This is a genomic window from Caballeronia sordidicola, assembly GCF_000729995.1.
In the GTDB taxonomy this organism is placed as follows: Bacteria; Pseudomonadota; Gammaproteobacteria; order Burkholderiales; family Burkholderiaceae; genus Caballeronia; species Caballeronia sordidicola_A.
This window is the reverse complement of record NZ_JNFG01000205.1, coordinates 19405-34378: the sequence shown is the minus strand read 5'-3', so window position 1 is coordinate 34378 and position 14974 is coordinate 19405. Positions and strand designations below refer to the sequence as shown.

The window sequence follows — 14974 nt, the reverse complement described above, 5'->3', positions numbered from 1 at the left end:
GGATGACAGGCTGCGAGCGTGGACGCAGCGTGTCGATGTCGGACTTTGTGGAGATGCCGCCGCGCTAAGGCTCGTTCCGACAGGCAAGATCAACCCGCGAACGCACGCAGCGGCCAAGCCGCTTTTGCGTTGCGATGAGTTCTCGCGCCTTGCAGATGCAGCCCATGCCGCGGATGCTGGTCTTGGCAAACGGCGGACGGCCCACCTCGCCTGCACAATCGATCACGCCGCAAGGGGGCGGCCGAATTCACTTATGCGGGGTCTTGTACACCGACGCCGGCCAAGCCGTCTACTCGAGGGGATGCGGCTCTGGCAGTGAGCCGGGATGGCGGGCAGTATCGGCTATCGGTCATGTGGATGTCTCCCGGGGAGTGCGCGCCCCAAAGTCAGAAAAGAGGTATACGACGCCGAGGTCTGACTTCCGGTTCGTGCTGAACCGATCACAGTGGCGCGACCGTGCTGGATTTGCACCAGCTTCCACGTGTCGTATGCGCGCATTTTACTTCCGAATCCCCGTCCGACACTATCAAGTCGGTGCTTCCGATGATCTGTCGGCACGCTGCGGCAGCGTGAGAGCATGTGCCTTGCTTATCGTGCCCTCCTTCATTTCGCTTACCGTTCCCGCAATTGGAGAAAGCAGTGTCAGCTTCCCGAGATCGGCCGGAAACGATGCGGGGAAGACCCCGCTGACCATTTCCGTTTTCTACGCGCCCAGATTGTTCAAACGCTTGTTCATTGGAGCGCCCTCGATCGAGGCGACCTTACCGTCCTAAGCGTAGGCAGGAAGAAAATAATTTTTAGCGAACATGTATGAACATGTTTCGTACGTGTCACGCCGAAATGAAATTAGAATTTATGGAACATGCCTATCGAGACGCCGTGCGGATTCGCGCCCGGGTAAGCCAGCGGCAAGCCTGAATTCGCCGATCCTGCCAGCGTATACGACGCCTGATTATGATTGGTCAGATAAGAAACGGTGCCGTATACACTGGTATTTTTAGAGAGATCGTATTGAGCCATAGCGGCAATCTGATTCGCATTATCGGCAGCGGCGGTTTTATCATGCAACGCGGTATAGCCTAACGCGACAAAGACTGCGGGCGTGAATTGATATTTTCCGGAAATACCATAAACGTTGACATTCAAATTAATGTCGGTCCATCTGCTGGCGGCCCAGCCGGCATAAATCGTGGCTTTCTGGATGGTGTAGGAGGCTCCAGCCTCAACGGCGGTATCGGTTGAGGAATTGGTGGCGTTCTTCACGGCCTGCCATGCCACGGTAGCGGCGATCGGCCCGCTGTTGTATTGGAGATCAGCCTGATAGCTCGAACCCGCCGAGCGCAATCCGCCAGTATCGCCAAACCCGGCATAGACCCCCGCCTGCAGGCCTGCCATGACCGGCGACTGGTACGACACGGTATTGCTCGTGCGCACAACGTAGGTCATCAAGTTGCTGAATCCGGACGCCTGGGTCGCTGCTCCAAATGCATCCAGATAACCCTGGTCGTAAAAGACTGGCGAATTTTGGCGCCCCAATCTCACTTCACCCCAGTTACCCGACAAACCCACCCACGCTTGCCGGTTGAACATCTGGCCCGTGGAAGCGAAAGTGCCATCGTTTGGATTAAAGCCATTCTCGATTTGAAAATTGACTTTATTGCCGCCGCCAATATCCTCGGAGCCTTTTAATCCAAAACGACTGGCCCATTCGGAACTTGATCCGATGGCCGCGGTATAGCGATTGCCAGTATTAACATACTGAAAGAACTCATCCACGATACCGTAAAGCGTTACACCAGAATCCGCGTGAGCATAACTGCACGACAACAACGCCGCACACGCAGCGTATCGGCCCAGCTTCATAGACCCCCCGGTAGTAAAAATAGCGGACGTGCTGCGGCAGTGAACAAGCCGTCCTACCTATGCGTTATAAAAAGTACATGTATGAACAGGCTCAAAATGTAGATTGCCATTTTTTCGCAGTCAAGCGATTTGCACGTAGGGGAAAATGCTTAGATGACGGAGAGGATCCGCGTGTGCAGCGCCTTCGAGATTGCAAACTGAGCCCGGAAATCGGCATGCTCTGGAGATCCGGCAAAGGCGATTCGCCGCTGCGCGCCCGAACCGGTCCTCTGGTAACGTATCCGACCGAAGCGCCTCCGCTGATGAGCCCACCGCATGAAGACGATTCCCCTGTCGGCCGCCCGTACCCTGCATCTGATAGCCCAAGGCCTGCTTACGCCGCCGCGCCGCAAGGCGACAAAAGCGGATGTGCTTGGCGCAATTCGCCGCATGGCGCAGTTGCAGATCGATACCATCCACGTGGTCGCTCGCAGTCCTTACCTTGTGTTATTCAGCCGCGTTGGCGACTATCAGCCGCAATGGCTCGACGAGCATCTGGCCGAAGGCTCCCTGTTCGAATACTGGTCGCATGAGGCCTGCCTCGTGCCGATAGAAGACTACGGACTGTTGCGTCACCGGATGCTTGATCCTGTCGGGATGGGCTGGAAATATGCGGCGGACTGGCATGCAAAATATCGCGACGACATCGAGCAGCTGCTCGAGCGTATTCGTGCGACCGGTCCGATTCGTTCAGCGGACTTCGCTCGCGAAGGCGGTAATGGCGCCGGCTGGTGGGATTGGAAACCCGAGAAACGTCACCTGGAAGTGCTGTTCGCGACCGGTGAACTGATGGTCGCGGAACGACGCAATTTTCATCGGATCTACGATGTGACCGAGCGCGTGCTGCCGGACTGGAATGACGCGCGCGACCTGCCTCCCGCCGAAGCGGTCCCGCAGGAACTGCTCAAGCGCGCCTGCCGCGCGCTCGGCGTCGTCCGTGCCGACTGGGTAGCGGATTATTACCGCATGCCGCGCCGTCCGTACACCTCGGCGCTACATGAACTGGCCGATGCCGGTGAGTTGATACCCGTGCGAGTCGATGACTGGAAGGCAGACGCGTTCGTGCACCGCGATCTCGCGGACAAGCTGGACGATGTAGCCGCCGGCCGCCTTGTTTCCACGGTGACCACGGTGCTGTCGCCGTTCGATCCGGTTGTATGGGACCGCAAGCGCGCGAGCACGTTATTCGGGTTCGACTACGTGATCGAGTGTTATACGCCGGCCGCAAAACGCAAGTACGGTTACTTCGTACTCCCCATCTTGCATCGTGGGCGTCTGATCGGACGGGTCGATGCAAAAGCCCACCGTACGCAAGGTATTTTCGAACTCAAGTCGCTGTATATAGAGCCGGGCGTGCGGGTGGGAACAGGCTTGACCACCGACCTGCGCCGCGCGCTGCAGCGTTGTGCGGACTGGCATAAAACGCCGCAACTAGCGGCCGGCGCGGGCGTTCCCGCAGCGCTCGCTGTTGCATTGACAGGCGCATCCTGAACGGCGCGACCACGTGTTCCGTTTCATGAAAACTAGATCGCGTCCAGTGGGCGATTCGCGTCGGCATCGACGCAACATACCAGCACTTCCGCGTCGTCCTTGCTGGTGGTCACATACACGTGTCCGACCGCGCTATCGAAGTAAAGACTGTCGCCGGATTCAAGCGTGAACGCCTTGCCATCCTCGAAACGCAACTCCACCGAGCCGCCGAGCACAAACACAAACTCTTCGCCCGCATGGCGGATATATTCGGGGAAATCCGACACATCCCTGGCACGGATGTGCGCGCGCATCGGCACCATGCGCTTGCCGGTCAGGTCGCTCGCCAGCATGCCGTACTCGTAGTTCGGCGTGTCGTAGATCACCTGCTTGCCCGACGCCGTGAAAGAAGGTGTCATCGGTCGTGCGGTAAGCTTGGGCAACGGCCGCGTGCGCCCGAAAATGGCGTCGAACTCAAGCTGCAGGGAATGTGCGAGCGCGGCGAACTTGTCGTAGGTCAACGCAATGTCCCCGCGTTCGGCCTTCGAAATAGTCGACACGGCAATCCCCGATCGCTCCGATAACTCCATCAGCGTCAGCCCTTTCGCCTTGCGAGCTTCACGGATGCACGCGCCGACCGTCTTGTGATCCAAGGCCGGCGGCCCATCGCGTTTCACTGTCCTTGCCCTCACAACACCCGCTTTCGCCATCGGTTTGCCTTTGTAGCTGCGCTCGATATTTTTGTCGGATACGAGAATTTTATTTTTTCTCGTATATGATAACTCACGTCGTTTTCGCCAATATTCAAGGACGCTGATCGTGTCAACACTCGCACTGGGCAAGGCCGGTTTGTCGAAGACGCACGTCATTGCCGCGACGACGCTCGGCACGGCGCTCGAGTTCTACGACTTCACCATCTACAGCTATTTCGCGATCCAGATCGGCCAGCTTTTCTTCCCGGGCGCATCGCCGGTCAACCAGTTCCTGTTATCGATAGGCGTGTTCGGCGTCGGTTTTGTCGTGCGGCCGCTGGGCGGGATCGTAATTGGCGCGTATGCGGATCGCGTGGGCCGCAAGAAGGCAATGGTCCTGACCATCATGATGATGGCGCTGAGCTGCGCGATGATCGCTTGCGCCCCGCCCTACGCCGTCGCGGGCATGGCGGCGCCGTTGATCGTGCTCGCCGCACGGCTGATCCAGGGCTTCGCGGCGGGCGGGGAGTTCGGGCCGGGCACGACGTTGCTGGTCGAGTATGCGACCGACCAAACCCGCGCCTTCTTCGCGAGCTGGAACTTTGCGGCAACGGCGCTTGGCCTCGCACTCGGCGCGCTGGTCGCCACGATCGTGAACGTCGCGTTGCCAAAGCAGGCCGTGCTCGAGTGGGGCTGGCGCCTGCCGTTCCTGCTTGGGATTATCGCGGCGCCGGCCGGCATGCTGATACGCCGGCGCCTGGAAGAAACGCTGGTGACTAGCACAACCCGCACACCTCGCGCCCCCGGTGCGCCTCGTCCTCAAAGCGCGTTGAGAGCTGCGCTGACCACGCACCTGAAGCTGACGATACTCGGCACCTTCGCCGAACTCGGCGGTTCCGTGTCGGTGTACATCACGGCGTTTTTCCTGCCGAGCCATGCAGTTCGCGCGCTGCATCTTTCGCCGACGGCAGCGGTGGCATCGGGCGTCGTCAGTTCGCTGGTCCTGTTCGTGGCCGCGCCGCTGGCCGGCAAGCTCGCCGACCGCTTCACCCGCAAGCGCGTGCTCGTGATCTCGCGTGTCATCATGTTGCTGGCCGTGTACCCAGCGTTTGCGTTCCTCGGCAGCCACCCTTCGATGACCGCTCTATGCATCGTGTCGGGCTTGCTCGCGGTGTTCGTCGCCGGCCAGATCGTGCCGGTCCTCGTGATGATCCCCGAGCTGTTTCCGAAGCATGTAAGGGCGACGGGCATTGCGTTGACCTACGTGGTGAGCGCATCGTTTTTCGGCGGCTTCTCGCCGTTCATCGCGAGTTGGCTGGTGGCGCGAACCGGCAATCCGCTCGCGCCGGCATGGTATGTCGCCGCGGCCTGCGCGATCTCGCTCGTGCCGGTAATCTGGCTGAAGGACCGCACCGGCCAGTCGCTTACGTGAGCTTACGTGAGCCTGGGAAGGACTTGAATAAGGAGACTTCATGAGTCACAACACTGAACTGATCACCCGATCCGCTGTTGAACTGCGCCGCATGATCGGCTCGAAAGAGATATCGCCGGTCGAATTGCTCGAAGCCTGCATCGAACGGATCGAAGCCATCAATCCGGCGGTGAACGCGGTCACGGCCACGTGCTACCCCGAAGCGCGCATCGCGGCTAAAGCCGCCGAGCGCCAGGTCTTGAACGGCGAGCCACTCGGCTTGCTGCATGGCTTGCCGCTCGGCGTGAAGGACCTGGAAGATACAGCAGGCCTTCTCACGACCTACGGCTCGCCGATGTCCCGCGGCAATGTCCCGGCACGCGATGTCCTGCTCGTCGAACGCCTGCGCGCAGCGGGCGCGATCCTGGTCGCCAAGACCAACGTACCGGAGCTCGGCGCGGGCGCGAACACGCGCAACCCGGTGTGGGGCGCGACCGGCAACCCGTTCAATCCCGAGCTGAATGCAGGCGGTTCGTCCGGTGGCGCAGCGGCCGCGCTGGCCTGCGACATGCTGCCGGTCTGCACCGGGTCCGACACCGGCGGCTCGCTTCGCATACCCGCATCGAAATGCGGCGTGGTCGGCTTCCGGCCGTCGCCCGGACTCGTGCCGAACTCACGCAAGCTGCTGGGCTGGACACCCATATCCGTCGTCGGCCCCATGGGCAGGACCGTTGCCGAAGCCTGCCTGCAACTCGCTGCGACCGCGGGCATGTCGGCGACTGATCCGCTTGGCTACGAGTCCGACAGCTTGAGTTTCGCCACGCCGCAAGCGCTTGACCTGAGCACGTTGCGCATCGGCTGGACAGAGGATTTCGACAGTTGCGATGTCGATGACAACATCCGCCAGATTTTTCGCAAGCGCATGGCCGCGCTCAAGCCGATGGTCCATACCTGCGAGCCGTTAAGCTTCGATCTCGGCGATGTCCACCGTTGCTTCGACGTAATCCGCGCGGAAAGTTTCGTCGCGGGGTTACGTGACGCTTATGCGCGCGACCCGAACTCGCTCGGACCCAACACCCGGGCGAACTACGAACTGGGTGCAAGCATGACGCTTGCCGACAGCGCCTGGGCGCAAGCCGAGCAGACCCGCATCTTCAAGCGTTTCCAATCTGCATTCGCCGAGTACGACGTGATCCTCTCGCCGACCACACCGGTCTCGCCGTTCCCGTGGCAGGAGTTGTATGCAGCGCAGATCGGCGGACGGGCGCAGGAGAATTACTATCGATGGCTTGCCCTCACCTACGTGGTCACGCTGACCACGCATCCTGCTATCTCCATACCATGCGGCGTCGATCACGCCAACATGCCGTTCGGATTGCAGATCGTCGGGCCGTTTCATGGCGATCACAAGACGCTCGCCGTCGCTCATGCGCTTGAGCAAGCGTTCGAAACTTCGCCGGTTCTACGCCGCCCGCGGCCCGATTTATCGAAGCTGACGCAACCGACGGTATCGCTGAAATCGATTGTCACTGCGCCACCCATATTCAATCCCGCCGGTGAAAGCACGACCGGCACTTCGGCCGTCTAAATCATGTCAAACGAAATCAAACGTCTTCAAACCAACGCGCGCATGAGTCAGGTAGTGATCGCGAATGGTTATGTCCATCTTGCGGGCCAGGTCCCGGACAACGCCAACGAATCGATCACTGAGCAGGCGAGCAATATCCTCGCGCGAATCGATACGTTGCTGGCGTCTGCCGGTGTCGACAAGACCCGGCTGATATCGGCCAGTATCTGGCTGAGCGACCCGAAGCACTTCGCAGAATTCAATGCCGTGTGGGACGCATGGATTCCCGAAGGTCATGCTCCCACTCGCGCCTGCGTCCAGGCGTTGCTGATGAAGCCCGGCTGCGACGTTGAAGTCGCCGTGACCGCGCTTGCCTGAACTCACCAGGAAACGCGTATGAAGTTCGATACTGTCGTGCTCGGCGGCGGCATAGTCGGTGTGTCGATCGCGGTGCATCTGCAAAAACGTGGCCGCTCGGTCGCGCTCGTGGATCGCAAGCCTCCGGGCAACGAGACCTCGTTTGGCAACGCGGGACTGATCCAGCGCGAAGGGGTTTATCCGTACGCGTTTCCGCGTGCGTTGAGCGCTCTACTGAAGTATTCGCGCAACACTGCGCTCGATGTCCGTTATCACCCCAACGCCATCCTCAAGCTCGCGCCGTTTCTATGGCGATACTGGCGCAATTCACATCCGTCGCGGCACGCTGTGATCGCGCGCTGGTACGCGACGTTGATCGAGCATTGCGTGACGGAGCATCGGATGCTCGCGGCCGAAGCGGGTGCGAGCGCGTTGCTGCGGCCGAGTGGCTGGATCAAGGTGTTCAGGACGAGTGCAAAACAAGATTCGGAAATGGCCGTCGTGCAGCGTTGGCAGCGCGAGTTCGGCGTGAGCTTCGACGCCCTCGATCCAGCGCGTCTCCGTCAGACTGAACCTGATCTCGACGCGTCGTTGAAAGGCGGCCTTCGCTACACCGCGGCCGATTCCGTCAGCGATCCGAACGCGCTGGTCACCGCTTACGCGCAGTATTTCGATCGGCTGGGCGGGCGGTTTTTTATCGGCGATGCAACCACGCTCAGGGACCATTGGACCGTCGATACGCAGGCGGGTCTGGTGAGCGCGAGAACGGCCGTGATCGCGATGGGACCCTGGTCGGGCGATGTCACCAGGCAGCTCGGCTACAACCTGCCGCTCGCGGTCAAGCGCGGTTACCACATGCACTACGCGGCGAGGTCGGACGCGCACCTGAACCATCCGGTACTCGATGTTGAAAACGGTTACCTGATCGCGCCGATGTCACGCGGTATCCGCCTGACGACGGGCGCGGAACTCGCACTTCGCGACGCACCCAGGACGCCCGTGCAACTGGATGCGGTTGAACCGATCGCACGCACTTTGTTCCCGCTGGAACGACGTCTCGACGATGCACCCTGGATGGGCAACCGTCCCTGCACGCCTGACATGATGCCGATCATTGGCGCCGCGCCCAAGCATGACGACCTGTGGTTTGCATTCGGGCACGCGCATCATGGGCTGACGCTCGGTGCGATTACGGGGCGGCTTATCGCGGAATTGGTGACGGGCGAAAAACCCCTCGTCGATCTGCACCCATTCAGGGCCGACCGATTCTGAGCGCGACGCTTTAACGCGTTTAGCCTAACGAACTCGATGGTCCCAATGGCGATCGCACTGATGGTCGGCGCGAGAAGAGCAAGCGGCATCACGGCGACGCTCATTCGATGCTTCGAAGTTCGCATGTGCCAGCGCTTTGCTCTTTCTGAAGAACCCCGCGAAAGGCAGGAGATTCTTCAGTCAGAATCAACAATCCTGCAATCACGCCACGCGTCGCCCTTCAAGGTATGTCGCGCGCGGCACCGGCAAGCGACCTGCCATTGCGACGCGCACGAAATCAGCCCTGAGGCCAAGGCCGATCGCGCCGCGATCCGTCAGCCCGGCTGCCTTGGCCGGAGCCGACGATATCGTGCGCATAGCCTGCGGTAGCGACCAGCCGGCCTTATCGACGAGATCGAACGTCGCGGTCAGCAAACTCGAAGGCACGTAGTCCGACGACAGGATGTCGAGCAATCCCGCCCGTGCCATCTCTAGCGCCGATACATTGCCCGAGTGCGAGCCGCCGCGCACGACATTCGGCGCTCCCATGATCGTCGCAATGCCATGATCCCTTGCCGCTTGCGCCGCGGCCAGCGTCGTCGGAAATTCGGCGAGGACAATACCGTCACCCACCGCTTCCAGCACATGCTCGACAGACGTGTCGTCATGACTCGCAAGTGGCAGACCGAGCGTCTTGCAGCGCGCAACGATCTCGCTGCGATGAACCCGCGCGTACCGATGCTGGTCGTCAGTCAGTTCATTGAGCACCGTGCTCGCGTGGTCATCGGTCCATTTGCCGTGACGCTCCTGGTACTTCCGCCATTGCACCGGATCGTGCCACTGGCGTTGACCGGGCGTATGGTCCATCACGGAGACGAGGCGCAATAAAGGATGCGATACCAGCCCCTCGAATACCTCGAGCACGTCCGCTGCCGCCACTTCGCATCGCAGATGCAGGAAGTGATCGACACGCAGCATGCCGGTCTCCGCCAGCCGCTCGATCGAGCGCGCGCAGTTGGTCTGTATCTCCTTGCCTCGTACGCCTACGCCGCCACGCGAGCCGATGCCGAGTGCATCGAAGACCGTCGTGATGCCGGCCGTAGCCACCTGGGCGTCGTGCACAAGGATGGCTGCGTCGTGATTCCACAACACGCCGGGGCGCGGCGCAATATGCTTTTCGATGTTGTCGGTATGCAGCTCGACAAGTCCGGGCAACAGATAATCGCCGCCCCAGTCCTCGGCTTCGGTAACTGACGTGGTGCCGGGCGCTATCTCGGTGATGCGGCCGTCGGCTACTCGTACTACGCCTGTGAACTCTTCATCGCGAGTGACGATGCGCGCGTTTTTGATCAGCATGTCTGCAAGGTTTCCGTAATCGTTGGCGCCGTTGGCGCCGTTGACGCCGTTGCCGCCTGCCCGGCGGGAGCGTTGAGTTGAATCAGTCGAGTCGCAACACGTTCACGCGTGTCCTCGTCATGAAAAATACCGACGATTGCCGCGCCCCGCTCGCGTGCCTCCACGATCAGATCCGCCACCACCTGCCGGTTCTCGGCATCGAGCGACGCCGTGGGTTCGTCAAGCAGCAACAGCGGCTGCTCAGCGATCAGCCCGCGCGCGATATTGATGCGTTGTTGTTCACCGCCGGAGAACGTAGCCGGTGCAAGCGTCCACAGACGCCGCGCCACGTTGAGGCGTTCAAGCAGCGCGCCGGCACGTGCCCGTGCGTCTTCCTCATCCATGCCGCGGGAGATCAGCGGCTCGCTGACGAGGTCGAGCGACGACACCCGCGGAATAGCGCGCAAGAACTGGCTTACATAGCCCATGGTAGTACGGCGCAAGCGAATCACGTCATGCGGCAGCGCATCGGACAGCGACAGGTATCGCGATGTCCGACTGTCGTCGCGGATGGCAACCGTGCCACGCGTGAGCAGGTAATTGCCGTACATGCAGCGCAGCAACGTGCTCTTGCCGGCACCCGAAGGCCCCGACAACACGACACACTCGCCTCGTTCTACATCGAGCGACACACCGCTCAGCGCAGCAATGCGCACGCCACCCTGCTGGTGCAGCGTAAAGGTCTTCTCGACCCCTCGCGCACGCAGCATCAGCGCCGCGCGTTCAGCAAACGCAAGCTCATTGGAAAGATCGGCATTGGCATTCATTCTCGTACCTCAAACTGGCAGCACGGACGCAACCAACGTCTGTGTATAGGGATGTTGCGGGTCATCGAGCACCTGGTCGGTCAGTCCACTCTCCACCACGCGCCCGTCCTTCATCACCATCAGGCGATGCGCAAGCAAACGCGCAACACCAATATCATGCGTGACAATCAGGGCAGCGAGATGAAGCTTGGCGGTCAGCGTACGCAGCAAGTCCAGCAGCCGCGCCTGCACCGAAACATCCAGCCCCGCTGTGGGCTCGTCCATGAACACAAGGCGCGGCTTCGTCACAAGATTGCGCGCAATCTGAAGCCGCTGTTGCATGCCGCCTGAAAACGCGGAAGGCAACTCGTCGATACGCGCGGCATCGAGTTCGACCTGGTTCATCCAGTCCGAAGCTGTTTCGCGAAGACGTCCATAGTGGCGCGCCCCGTTCGCCATCAACGGCTCGCCGATATTCGCGCCGGCCGACACGCCGTGACGCAGTCCGTCCCGTGCATTCTGATGCACAAAACCCCAGTCGGTACGTGCGAGCATTCTGCGGCGCGGCATGGGCAACGTGAACAGATCGAGCAGTTCATGCTCCACGGTTCGATAGTGCAACGCGCCGTCGTTCACGGGCGTACGCAGCGCAAGCGCGTTCAGCAACGTGGATTTGCCGGAACCGGATTCACCGACGATGCAAAGCACTTCGCCCGGGTAGATATCGATGTCCACATCGACACAACCGCCGCGGCCGTCATAGCGTTTCGTCAGTCCGCGGCCGGTGAGCAGAGGGAGTGCGGGTGTCGAGAGATTCATGCGTCCTCCTGTGCTGCTCGACGTTCCTGGCAGTAGTCGCTGTCCGAACACACGAACATGCGCGCGCCCGCGTCGTCGACAATCATTTCGTCGAGGAAACTCTCACGCGAACCGCATAACGCGCACTCATGATCCCAGCGCTGAATGGTGAACGGATGATCTTCGAAGTCGAGACTCCGTACCTTCGTGTAAGGCGGGATCGCGTAGATGCGGCGTTCGCGGCCCGCGCCGAACAGTTGCAGCGCAGGGTTCATGTGCATCTTCGGGTTATCGAACTTGGGGATAGGCGACGGTGAAGTGAGATAGCGGTCGTTGACGAGCACCGGGTAATCGTAGGTCGTCGCAATGCTGCCGTGCTGCACGATGTCCTCGTAATACTTCACGTTGATCAGCCCATAGTCCGCCAGCGCATGGAGCTTCCGGGACTCAGTGACGCGAGGTTCGAGACGGAACAGCGGCTCGGGCATCGGCACCTGGTACACGAGAATCTGCGCTTCAGTCAGCGGCGTTTCCGGAATCCGGTGGCGAGTCTGGATAATGGACGCCTCCACCGTACGTGTGGTGGTCGCAACACCAGCCGTGCGCGCGAAGAAGCGGCGGATATTCACGGCGTTGGTGGTTTCGTCCGACCCCTGGTCGATCACCTTCAGCGTGTCGCTGCGTCCGATGATCGCGGACGTCACCTGCAAGCCACCCGTTCCCCAGCCATACGGCAAGGGCATTTCCCGCGATGCAAACGGCACTTGATGACCCGGCACGGCCACGGCTTTCAGCAGCGCGCGACGAATCATGCGTTTGGTTTGTTCATCGAGGTAGGCGAAGTTATAGCCTTCAGCCATGGCAGTTTCTTCGATACGCGCATTCATGCGGCGTTCTCCTCGCTGGGCTCGGGTTGCGCTTCAAGATCTTCCTGAGCAGCATGTTCACGTTGCGCATCTTTCTCGATGCCCGCACGCAGGCGTCGCAGCAACTCGAGCTCAGACTGAAAGTCGACGTAGTGCGGCAATTTCAAATGCTGCACAAAGCCCGATGCTTCCACATTGTCGCTGTGATAGAGCACGAATTCCGGGTCCTGCGTCGGCGACGAAACCGTCTCGCCCAGTTCTTGCGCACGCAGTGCACGGTCGACCAACGCCATCGCCATGGCCTTGCGTTCCGAGTGGCCAAACGCGAGGCCGTATCCTTGCGTGAACGTGGGCGGCACGTCGCCGCTGCCCGCGAACTGGTTGATCATCTGGCACTCGGTGATGTCGATATCGCCGATCTCCACCGCGAATCCCAACTCTTCGAGTTCCAGTTCGACGGCGACTTCGCCGTAACGAATCTCGCCGGCGAATGGATGCGAGTTTGCATAACCGCGCTGCGTGGCGTAGCCGATAGCCAGCAGGAAGCCCTCATCGGCACGGGCGAGATTCTGCAAACGGACCGGGCGCTGGACCGGAAACATCAGCGGCTCACGCGAGAGATCACCGGGTTCGGGCGCGTCCGCGTGCACCTTCTCCTGCTCGATCAACCCTTCCTTGTCGAGCAGGGCGAGCACGCGCGGCATCGCTTCCTGCTGCGGGGCGATCGTGCCTGGGATGCCGACGTTGGACGTGCGCGGGCCGCCTTCTGCGAGCAAGCTGAAATCAAGGAGACGCTGGGTGTAATCGTACGTTCCGCCGAGCATCTGCCCGCCCGGAATATCTTTGAACGCAGCAGAAATGCGTCGTTCCGCCAGCATCGCTTCGGTATTGAGCGGCACGGTATAACCGAAGCGAGGCAGCGTCGTGCGATACGCCCGCAGCAGAAAAATTGCTTCCACCAGATCCCCCGCTGCCTGCTTGATCGCCAGTGCAGCAAGCTCTTCGTCGTAGACTGAACCTTCGGTCATCACCCGTGCGACCGCCAGCCCAAGCTGCTCGCGGATCTGGTCCACACTGAGCTCCGCGAATGCTTCATCGCCGCGCCGGTTGGTTGCGAGCAGGTCCCATGAACGTTCGATCGCGCGTTCTCCGCCTTTGACTGCAACGTACATCAGGCCACCTCCACGCGAGTAGTACGCGGCAGGCCAATCACCGATCCGCCGTGCACAAAATAACAGTCGATACCGCAAGGAAACTGGCTCGCCAACAACGCGCGCTCATGCCAGAACGAAGCCGGTACGCCGGTGATGTGGACAGATTGCGTATCCCGGATACCGGGGCCGCGCCAGGTCATCGGCGTGCCATCCGTGAGAGAGTCCACGCGGATGAACAGCATGGCGGCGTTCTCGGGCGTCTCAGGGTCACCGAGCGAGAATGCATCGAGCGCTGGCATCGATTGCGCATCGTGCAGGTAGGCGAAAACCGCTTGCGCGTGATCGTGCGTCAGCGGTGCGCCGGTGTGAAAACGCAGCGCGTCGCTCAAGCCGCGATGCTCGTGCTGCAGCAGCACGGGCGTCGAGTAGTCGGCGAGTGCGAGCAGTGCGGCGAACGCGGCCATGGGCACATGGGTCGCCGCTGTGCCGCCCTCCTGATCCAGGCCAGGTAACACGGCATCGATTGAAACGACCTTGCCGGGCCGGGACAGCGCGTCGAGCAATGCACGGAACACGCCCTGCGAATCATGGACGGTGTCGTTGAAGCCGGGAGTCAGGGTGGCAAGGTCGATGCTCGTAACATCCGCACTACGAAAGTTGCTTGAAAGCTTGTCAGGTAACATCAGTCGCCCCTTACCATCGTAAAGAATTCCACCTTGGTGCCCGCGGCGCGGGCCTGTTTTTGCGCCCGGTTTTCAACGATGCGCGCAGCGAGCGGAGCCAGCAAATGCTCCTGCATCCGGGCTTCGAAAGCAGGTGTCTGCAGCAGCGCGTCGGCGAGCGCGGCGAGCGTCGCTCGCTCCTTGTCCCGCCCCATGTGAACCGCGATACCCACCGCGGCGCGCCCCTCGCGAACCCGCAAGCGCAGCGTCGCACGCGTCACAGTCACTTCACCCAGGTTGAACGCATCCCCGCTGCCGCCAACCCGTCCGCGCACCATGGCGAGACCGATATCGGGGGCACGCAGCCAGTCGAACTCAGGCGCCGGTGCGCCGTCCAGTGCGGTATCAAGCGCGTCCTTCATCCTGGCCCGCGGCGTGCGCGCCAGGATGGCCAGCCATTCCCGCCGCGTCGCGGGACCGGACGGCGCGGGCGTCTGCGCAGATGTACTCATTGGTCAATCCTCGTTTATAAAGGGCGCATTTGAAGCCCAAGCCGCGTCCGTGATTTCATCGTCCTGTCGAGCCTGAACGGTACTAGAATAGTCATCCGGTCGTCTAGACGTTTGTGCAACCGGATAAGAATTCCTTCTTAGTACCCCGCTTTCACATTTTCGCCATCGGCGGCACACTACAATGCCGAAAA

General features: G+C 61.0%; 14 protein-coding genes and 1 riboswitch. Of the genes, 5 read left to right on the top strand and 9 right to left on the bottom strand.

Annotated elements, in window-relative coordinates:
• Nucleotides 1-354: 354 nt before the first annotated feature.
• Nucleotides 355-506, bottom strand: a riboswitch (adenosylcobalamin (AdoCbl) riboswitch).
• Nucleotides 507-846: 340 nt separating this feature from the next.
• Nucleotides 847-1863, bottom strand: a complete 1017-nt coding sequence (locus tag FH08_RS0143075; RefSeq protein WP_035568730.1) for a porin — start codon at nt 1861-1863, stop codon at nt 847-849.
• Between the two features lie 315 nt (nt 1864-2178).
• Here FH08_RS0143075 and FH08_RS0143070 point away from each other — a divergent pair, with 315 nt between their 5' ends.
• Complete coding sequence (locus FH08_RS0143070; RefSeq protein ID WP_031364302.1) at nt 2179-3393, top strand: winged helix-turn-helix domain-containing protein; 1215 nt, start codon at nt 2179-2181, stop codon at nt 3391-3393.
• Between the two features lie 32 nt (nt 3394-3425).
• Here FH08_RS0143070 and FH08_RS0143065 read toward each other — a convergent pair whose 3' ends face one another.
• Nucleotides 3426-4082 carry an XRE family transcriptional regulator gene (locus FH08_RS0143065; protein ID WP_031364301.1) on the bottom strand — a complete coding sequence of 219 codons (657 nt, stop codon included), beginning with the start codon at nt 4080-4082 and terminating at the stop codon, nt 3426-3428.
• Nucleotides 4083-4191: 109 nt separating this feature from the next.
• Between FH08_RS0143065 and FH08_RS0143060 the strand changes: the two genes are divergently transcribed.
• Genes FH08_RS0143060 through FH08_RS0143045 form a run of 4 tightly spaced genes read left to right on the top strand, consistent with a single transcriptional unit; the run spans nt 4192 to nt 8671 of the window.
• Nucleotides 4192-5496 carry an MFS transporter gene (locus FH08_RS0143060; RefSeq protein ID WP_031364300.1) on the top strand — a complete coding sequence of 435 codons (1305 nt, stop codon included), beginning with the start codon at nt 4192-4194 and terminating at the stop codon, nt 5494-5496.
• A 40-nt stretch (nt 5497-5536) separates the two neighbouring features.
• On the top strand, nt 5537-7063 hold the full coding sequence (locus tag FH08_RS0143055) for an amidase (RefSeq protein ID WP_031364299.1): 1527 nt from the start codon (nt 5537-5539) through the stop codon (nt 7061-7063).
• A gap of 3 nt (nt 7064-7066) precedes the next feature.
• Nucleotides 7067-7420, top strand: coding sequence for a RidA family protein (locus FH08_RS0143050; protein WP_031364298.1), 354 nt, complete (start codon nt 7067-7069; stop codon nt 7418-7420).
• Between the two features lie 18 nt (nt 7421-7438).
• Nucleotides 7439-8671, top strand: coding sequence for an NAD(P)/FAD-dependent oxidoreductase (locus FH08_RS0143045; protein ID WP_031364297.1), 1233 nt, complete (start codon nt 7439-7441; stop codon nt 8669-8671).
• Nucleotides 8672-8872: 201 nt separating this feature from the next.
• On the opposite strand, the gene FH08_RS0143040 is transcribed toward FH08_RS0143045, so the two are convergent.
• The 7 genes from FH08_RS0143040 to phnG are packed head-to-tail and all read right to left on the bottom strand — an operon-like array spanning nt 8873 to nt 14783.
• Nucleotides 8873-10006 (bottom strand): alpha-D-ribose 1-methylphosphonate 5-triphosphate diphosphatase, encoded by a 1134-nt coding sequence (locus tag FH08_RS0143040; protein ID WP_031364296.1) that lies wholly within the window; start codon nt 10004-10006, stop codon nt 8873-8875.
• A complete protein-coding gene (gene phnL, locus FH08_RS0143035; RefSeq protein WP_075583455.1) occupies nt 10000-10812 on the bottom strand; it encodes a phosphonate C-P lyase system protein PhnL in 813 nt (270 codons plus the stop codon). The genes FH08_RS0143040 and phnL overlap by 7 nt, the downstream gene beginning before the upstream one ends.
• 9 nt (nt 10813-10821) lie before the next feature.
• A complete protein-coding gene (phnK, locus tag FH08_RS0143030) occupies nt 10822-11610 on the bottom strand; it encodes a phosphonate C-P lyase system protein PhnK (protein ID WP_031364294.1) in 789 nt (262 codons plus the stop codon).
• Nucleotides 11607-12476 carry an alpha-D-ribose 1-methylphosphonate 5-phosphate C-P-lyase PhnJ gene (locus tag FH08_RS0143025; RefSeq protein ID WP_031364293.1) on the bottom strand — a complete coding sequence of 290 codons (870 nt, stop codon included), beginning with the start codon at nt 12474-12476 and terminating at the stop codon, nt 11607-11609. The genes phnK and FH08_RS0143025 overlap by 4 nt, the downstream gene beginning before the upstream one ends.
• Nucleotides 12473-13627, bottom strand: coding sequence for a carbon-phosphorus lyase complex subunit PhnI (locus FH08_RS0143020; RefSeq protein ID WP_031364292.1), 1155 nt, complete (start codon nt 13625-13627; stop codon nt 12473-12475). Before FH08_RS0143020 ends, FH08_RS0143025 begins: the two co-directional genes overlap by 4 nt.
• A complete protein-coding gene (phnH, locus tag FH08_RS0143015) occupies nt 13627-14292 on the bottom strand; it encodes a phosphonate C-P lyase system protein PhnH (RefSeq protein WP_051888968.1) in 666 nt (221 codons plus the stop codon). Before phnH ends, FH08_RS0143020 begins: the two co-directional genes overlap by 1 nt.
• On the bottom strand, nt 14292-14783 hold the full coding sequence (phnG, locus tag FH08_RS0143010) for a phosphonate C-P lyase system protein PhnG (RefSeq protein WP_031364290.1): 492 nt from the start codon (nt 14781-14783) through the stop codon (nt 14292-14294). Before phnG ends, phnH begins: the two co-directional genes overlap by 1 nt.
• Nucleotides 14784-14974 lie beyond the last annotated feature (191 nt).

Coding starts and splice junctions, on each gene's coding strand:
- FH08_RS0143075 (WP_035568730.1), bottom strand. CDS start 1,863: ATGAAGCTGGGCCGATACGCTGCGTGTGCGGCGTTGTTGTCGTGCAGT.
- FH08_RS0143070 (WP_031364302.1), top strand. CDS start 2,179: ATGAAGACGATTCCCCTGTCGGCCGCCCGTACCCTGCATCTGATAGCC.
- FH08_RS0143065 (WP_031364301.1), bottom strand. CDS start 4,082: ATGGCGAAAGCGGGTGTTGTGAGGGCAAGGACAGTGAAACGCGATGGG.
- FH08_RS0143055 (WP_031364299.1), top strand. CDS start 5,537: ATGAGTCACAACACTGAACTGATCACCCGATCCGCTGTTGAACTGCGC.
- FH08_RS0143050 (WP_031364298.1), top strand. CDS start 7,067: ATGTCAAACGAAATCAAACGTCTTCAAACCAACGCGCGCATGAGTCAG.
- FH08_RS0143045 (WP_031364297.1), top strand. CDS start 7,439: ATGAAGTTCGATACTGTCGTGCTCGGCGGCGGCATAGTCGGTGTGTCG.
- FH08_RS0143040 (WP_031364296.1), bottom strand. CDS start 10,006: ATGCTGATCAAAAACGCGCGCATCGTCACTCGCGATGAAGAGTTCACA.
- phnL (WP_075583455.1), bottom strand. CDS start 10,812: ATGAATGCCAATGCCGATCTTTCCAATGAGCTTGCGTTTGCTGAACGC.
- phnK (WP_031364294.1), bottom strand. CDS start 11,610: ATGAATCTCTCGACACCCGCACTCCCTCTGCTCACCGGCCGCGGACTG.
- FH08_RS0143025 (WP_031364293.1), bottom strand. CDS start 12,476: ATGAATGCGCGTATCGAAGAAACTGCCATGGCTGAAGGCTATAACTTC.
- FH08_RS0143020 (WP_031364292.1), bottom strand. CDS start 13,627: ATGTACGTTGCAGTCAAAGGCGGAGAACGCGCGATCGAACGTTCATGG.
- phnH (WP_051888968.1), bottom strand. CDS start 14,292: ATGTTACCTGACAAGCTTTCAAGCAACTTTCGTAGTGCGGATGTTACG.
- phnG (WP_031364290.1), bottom strand. CDS start 14,783: ATGAGTACATCTGCGCAGACGCCCGCGCCGTCCGGTCCCGCGACGCGG.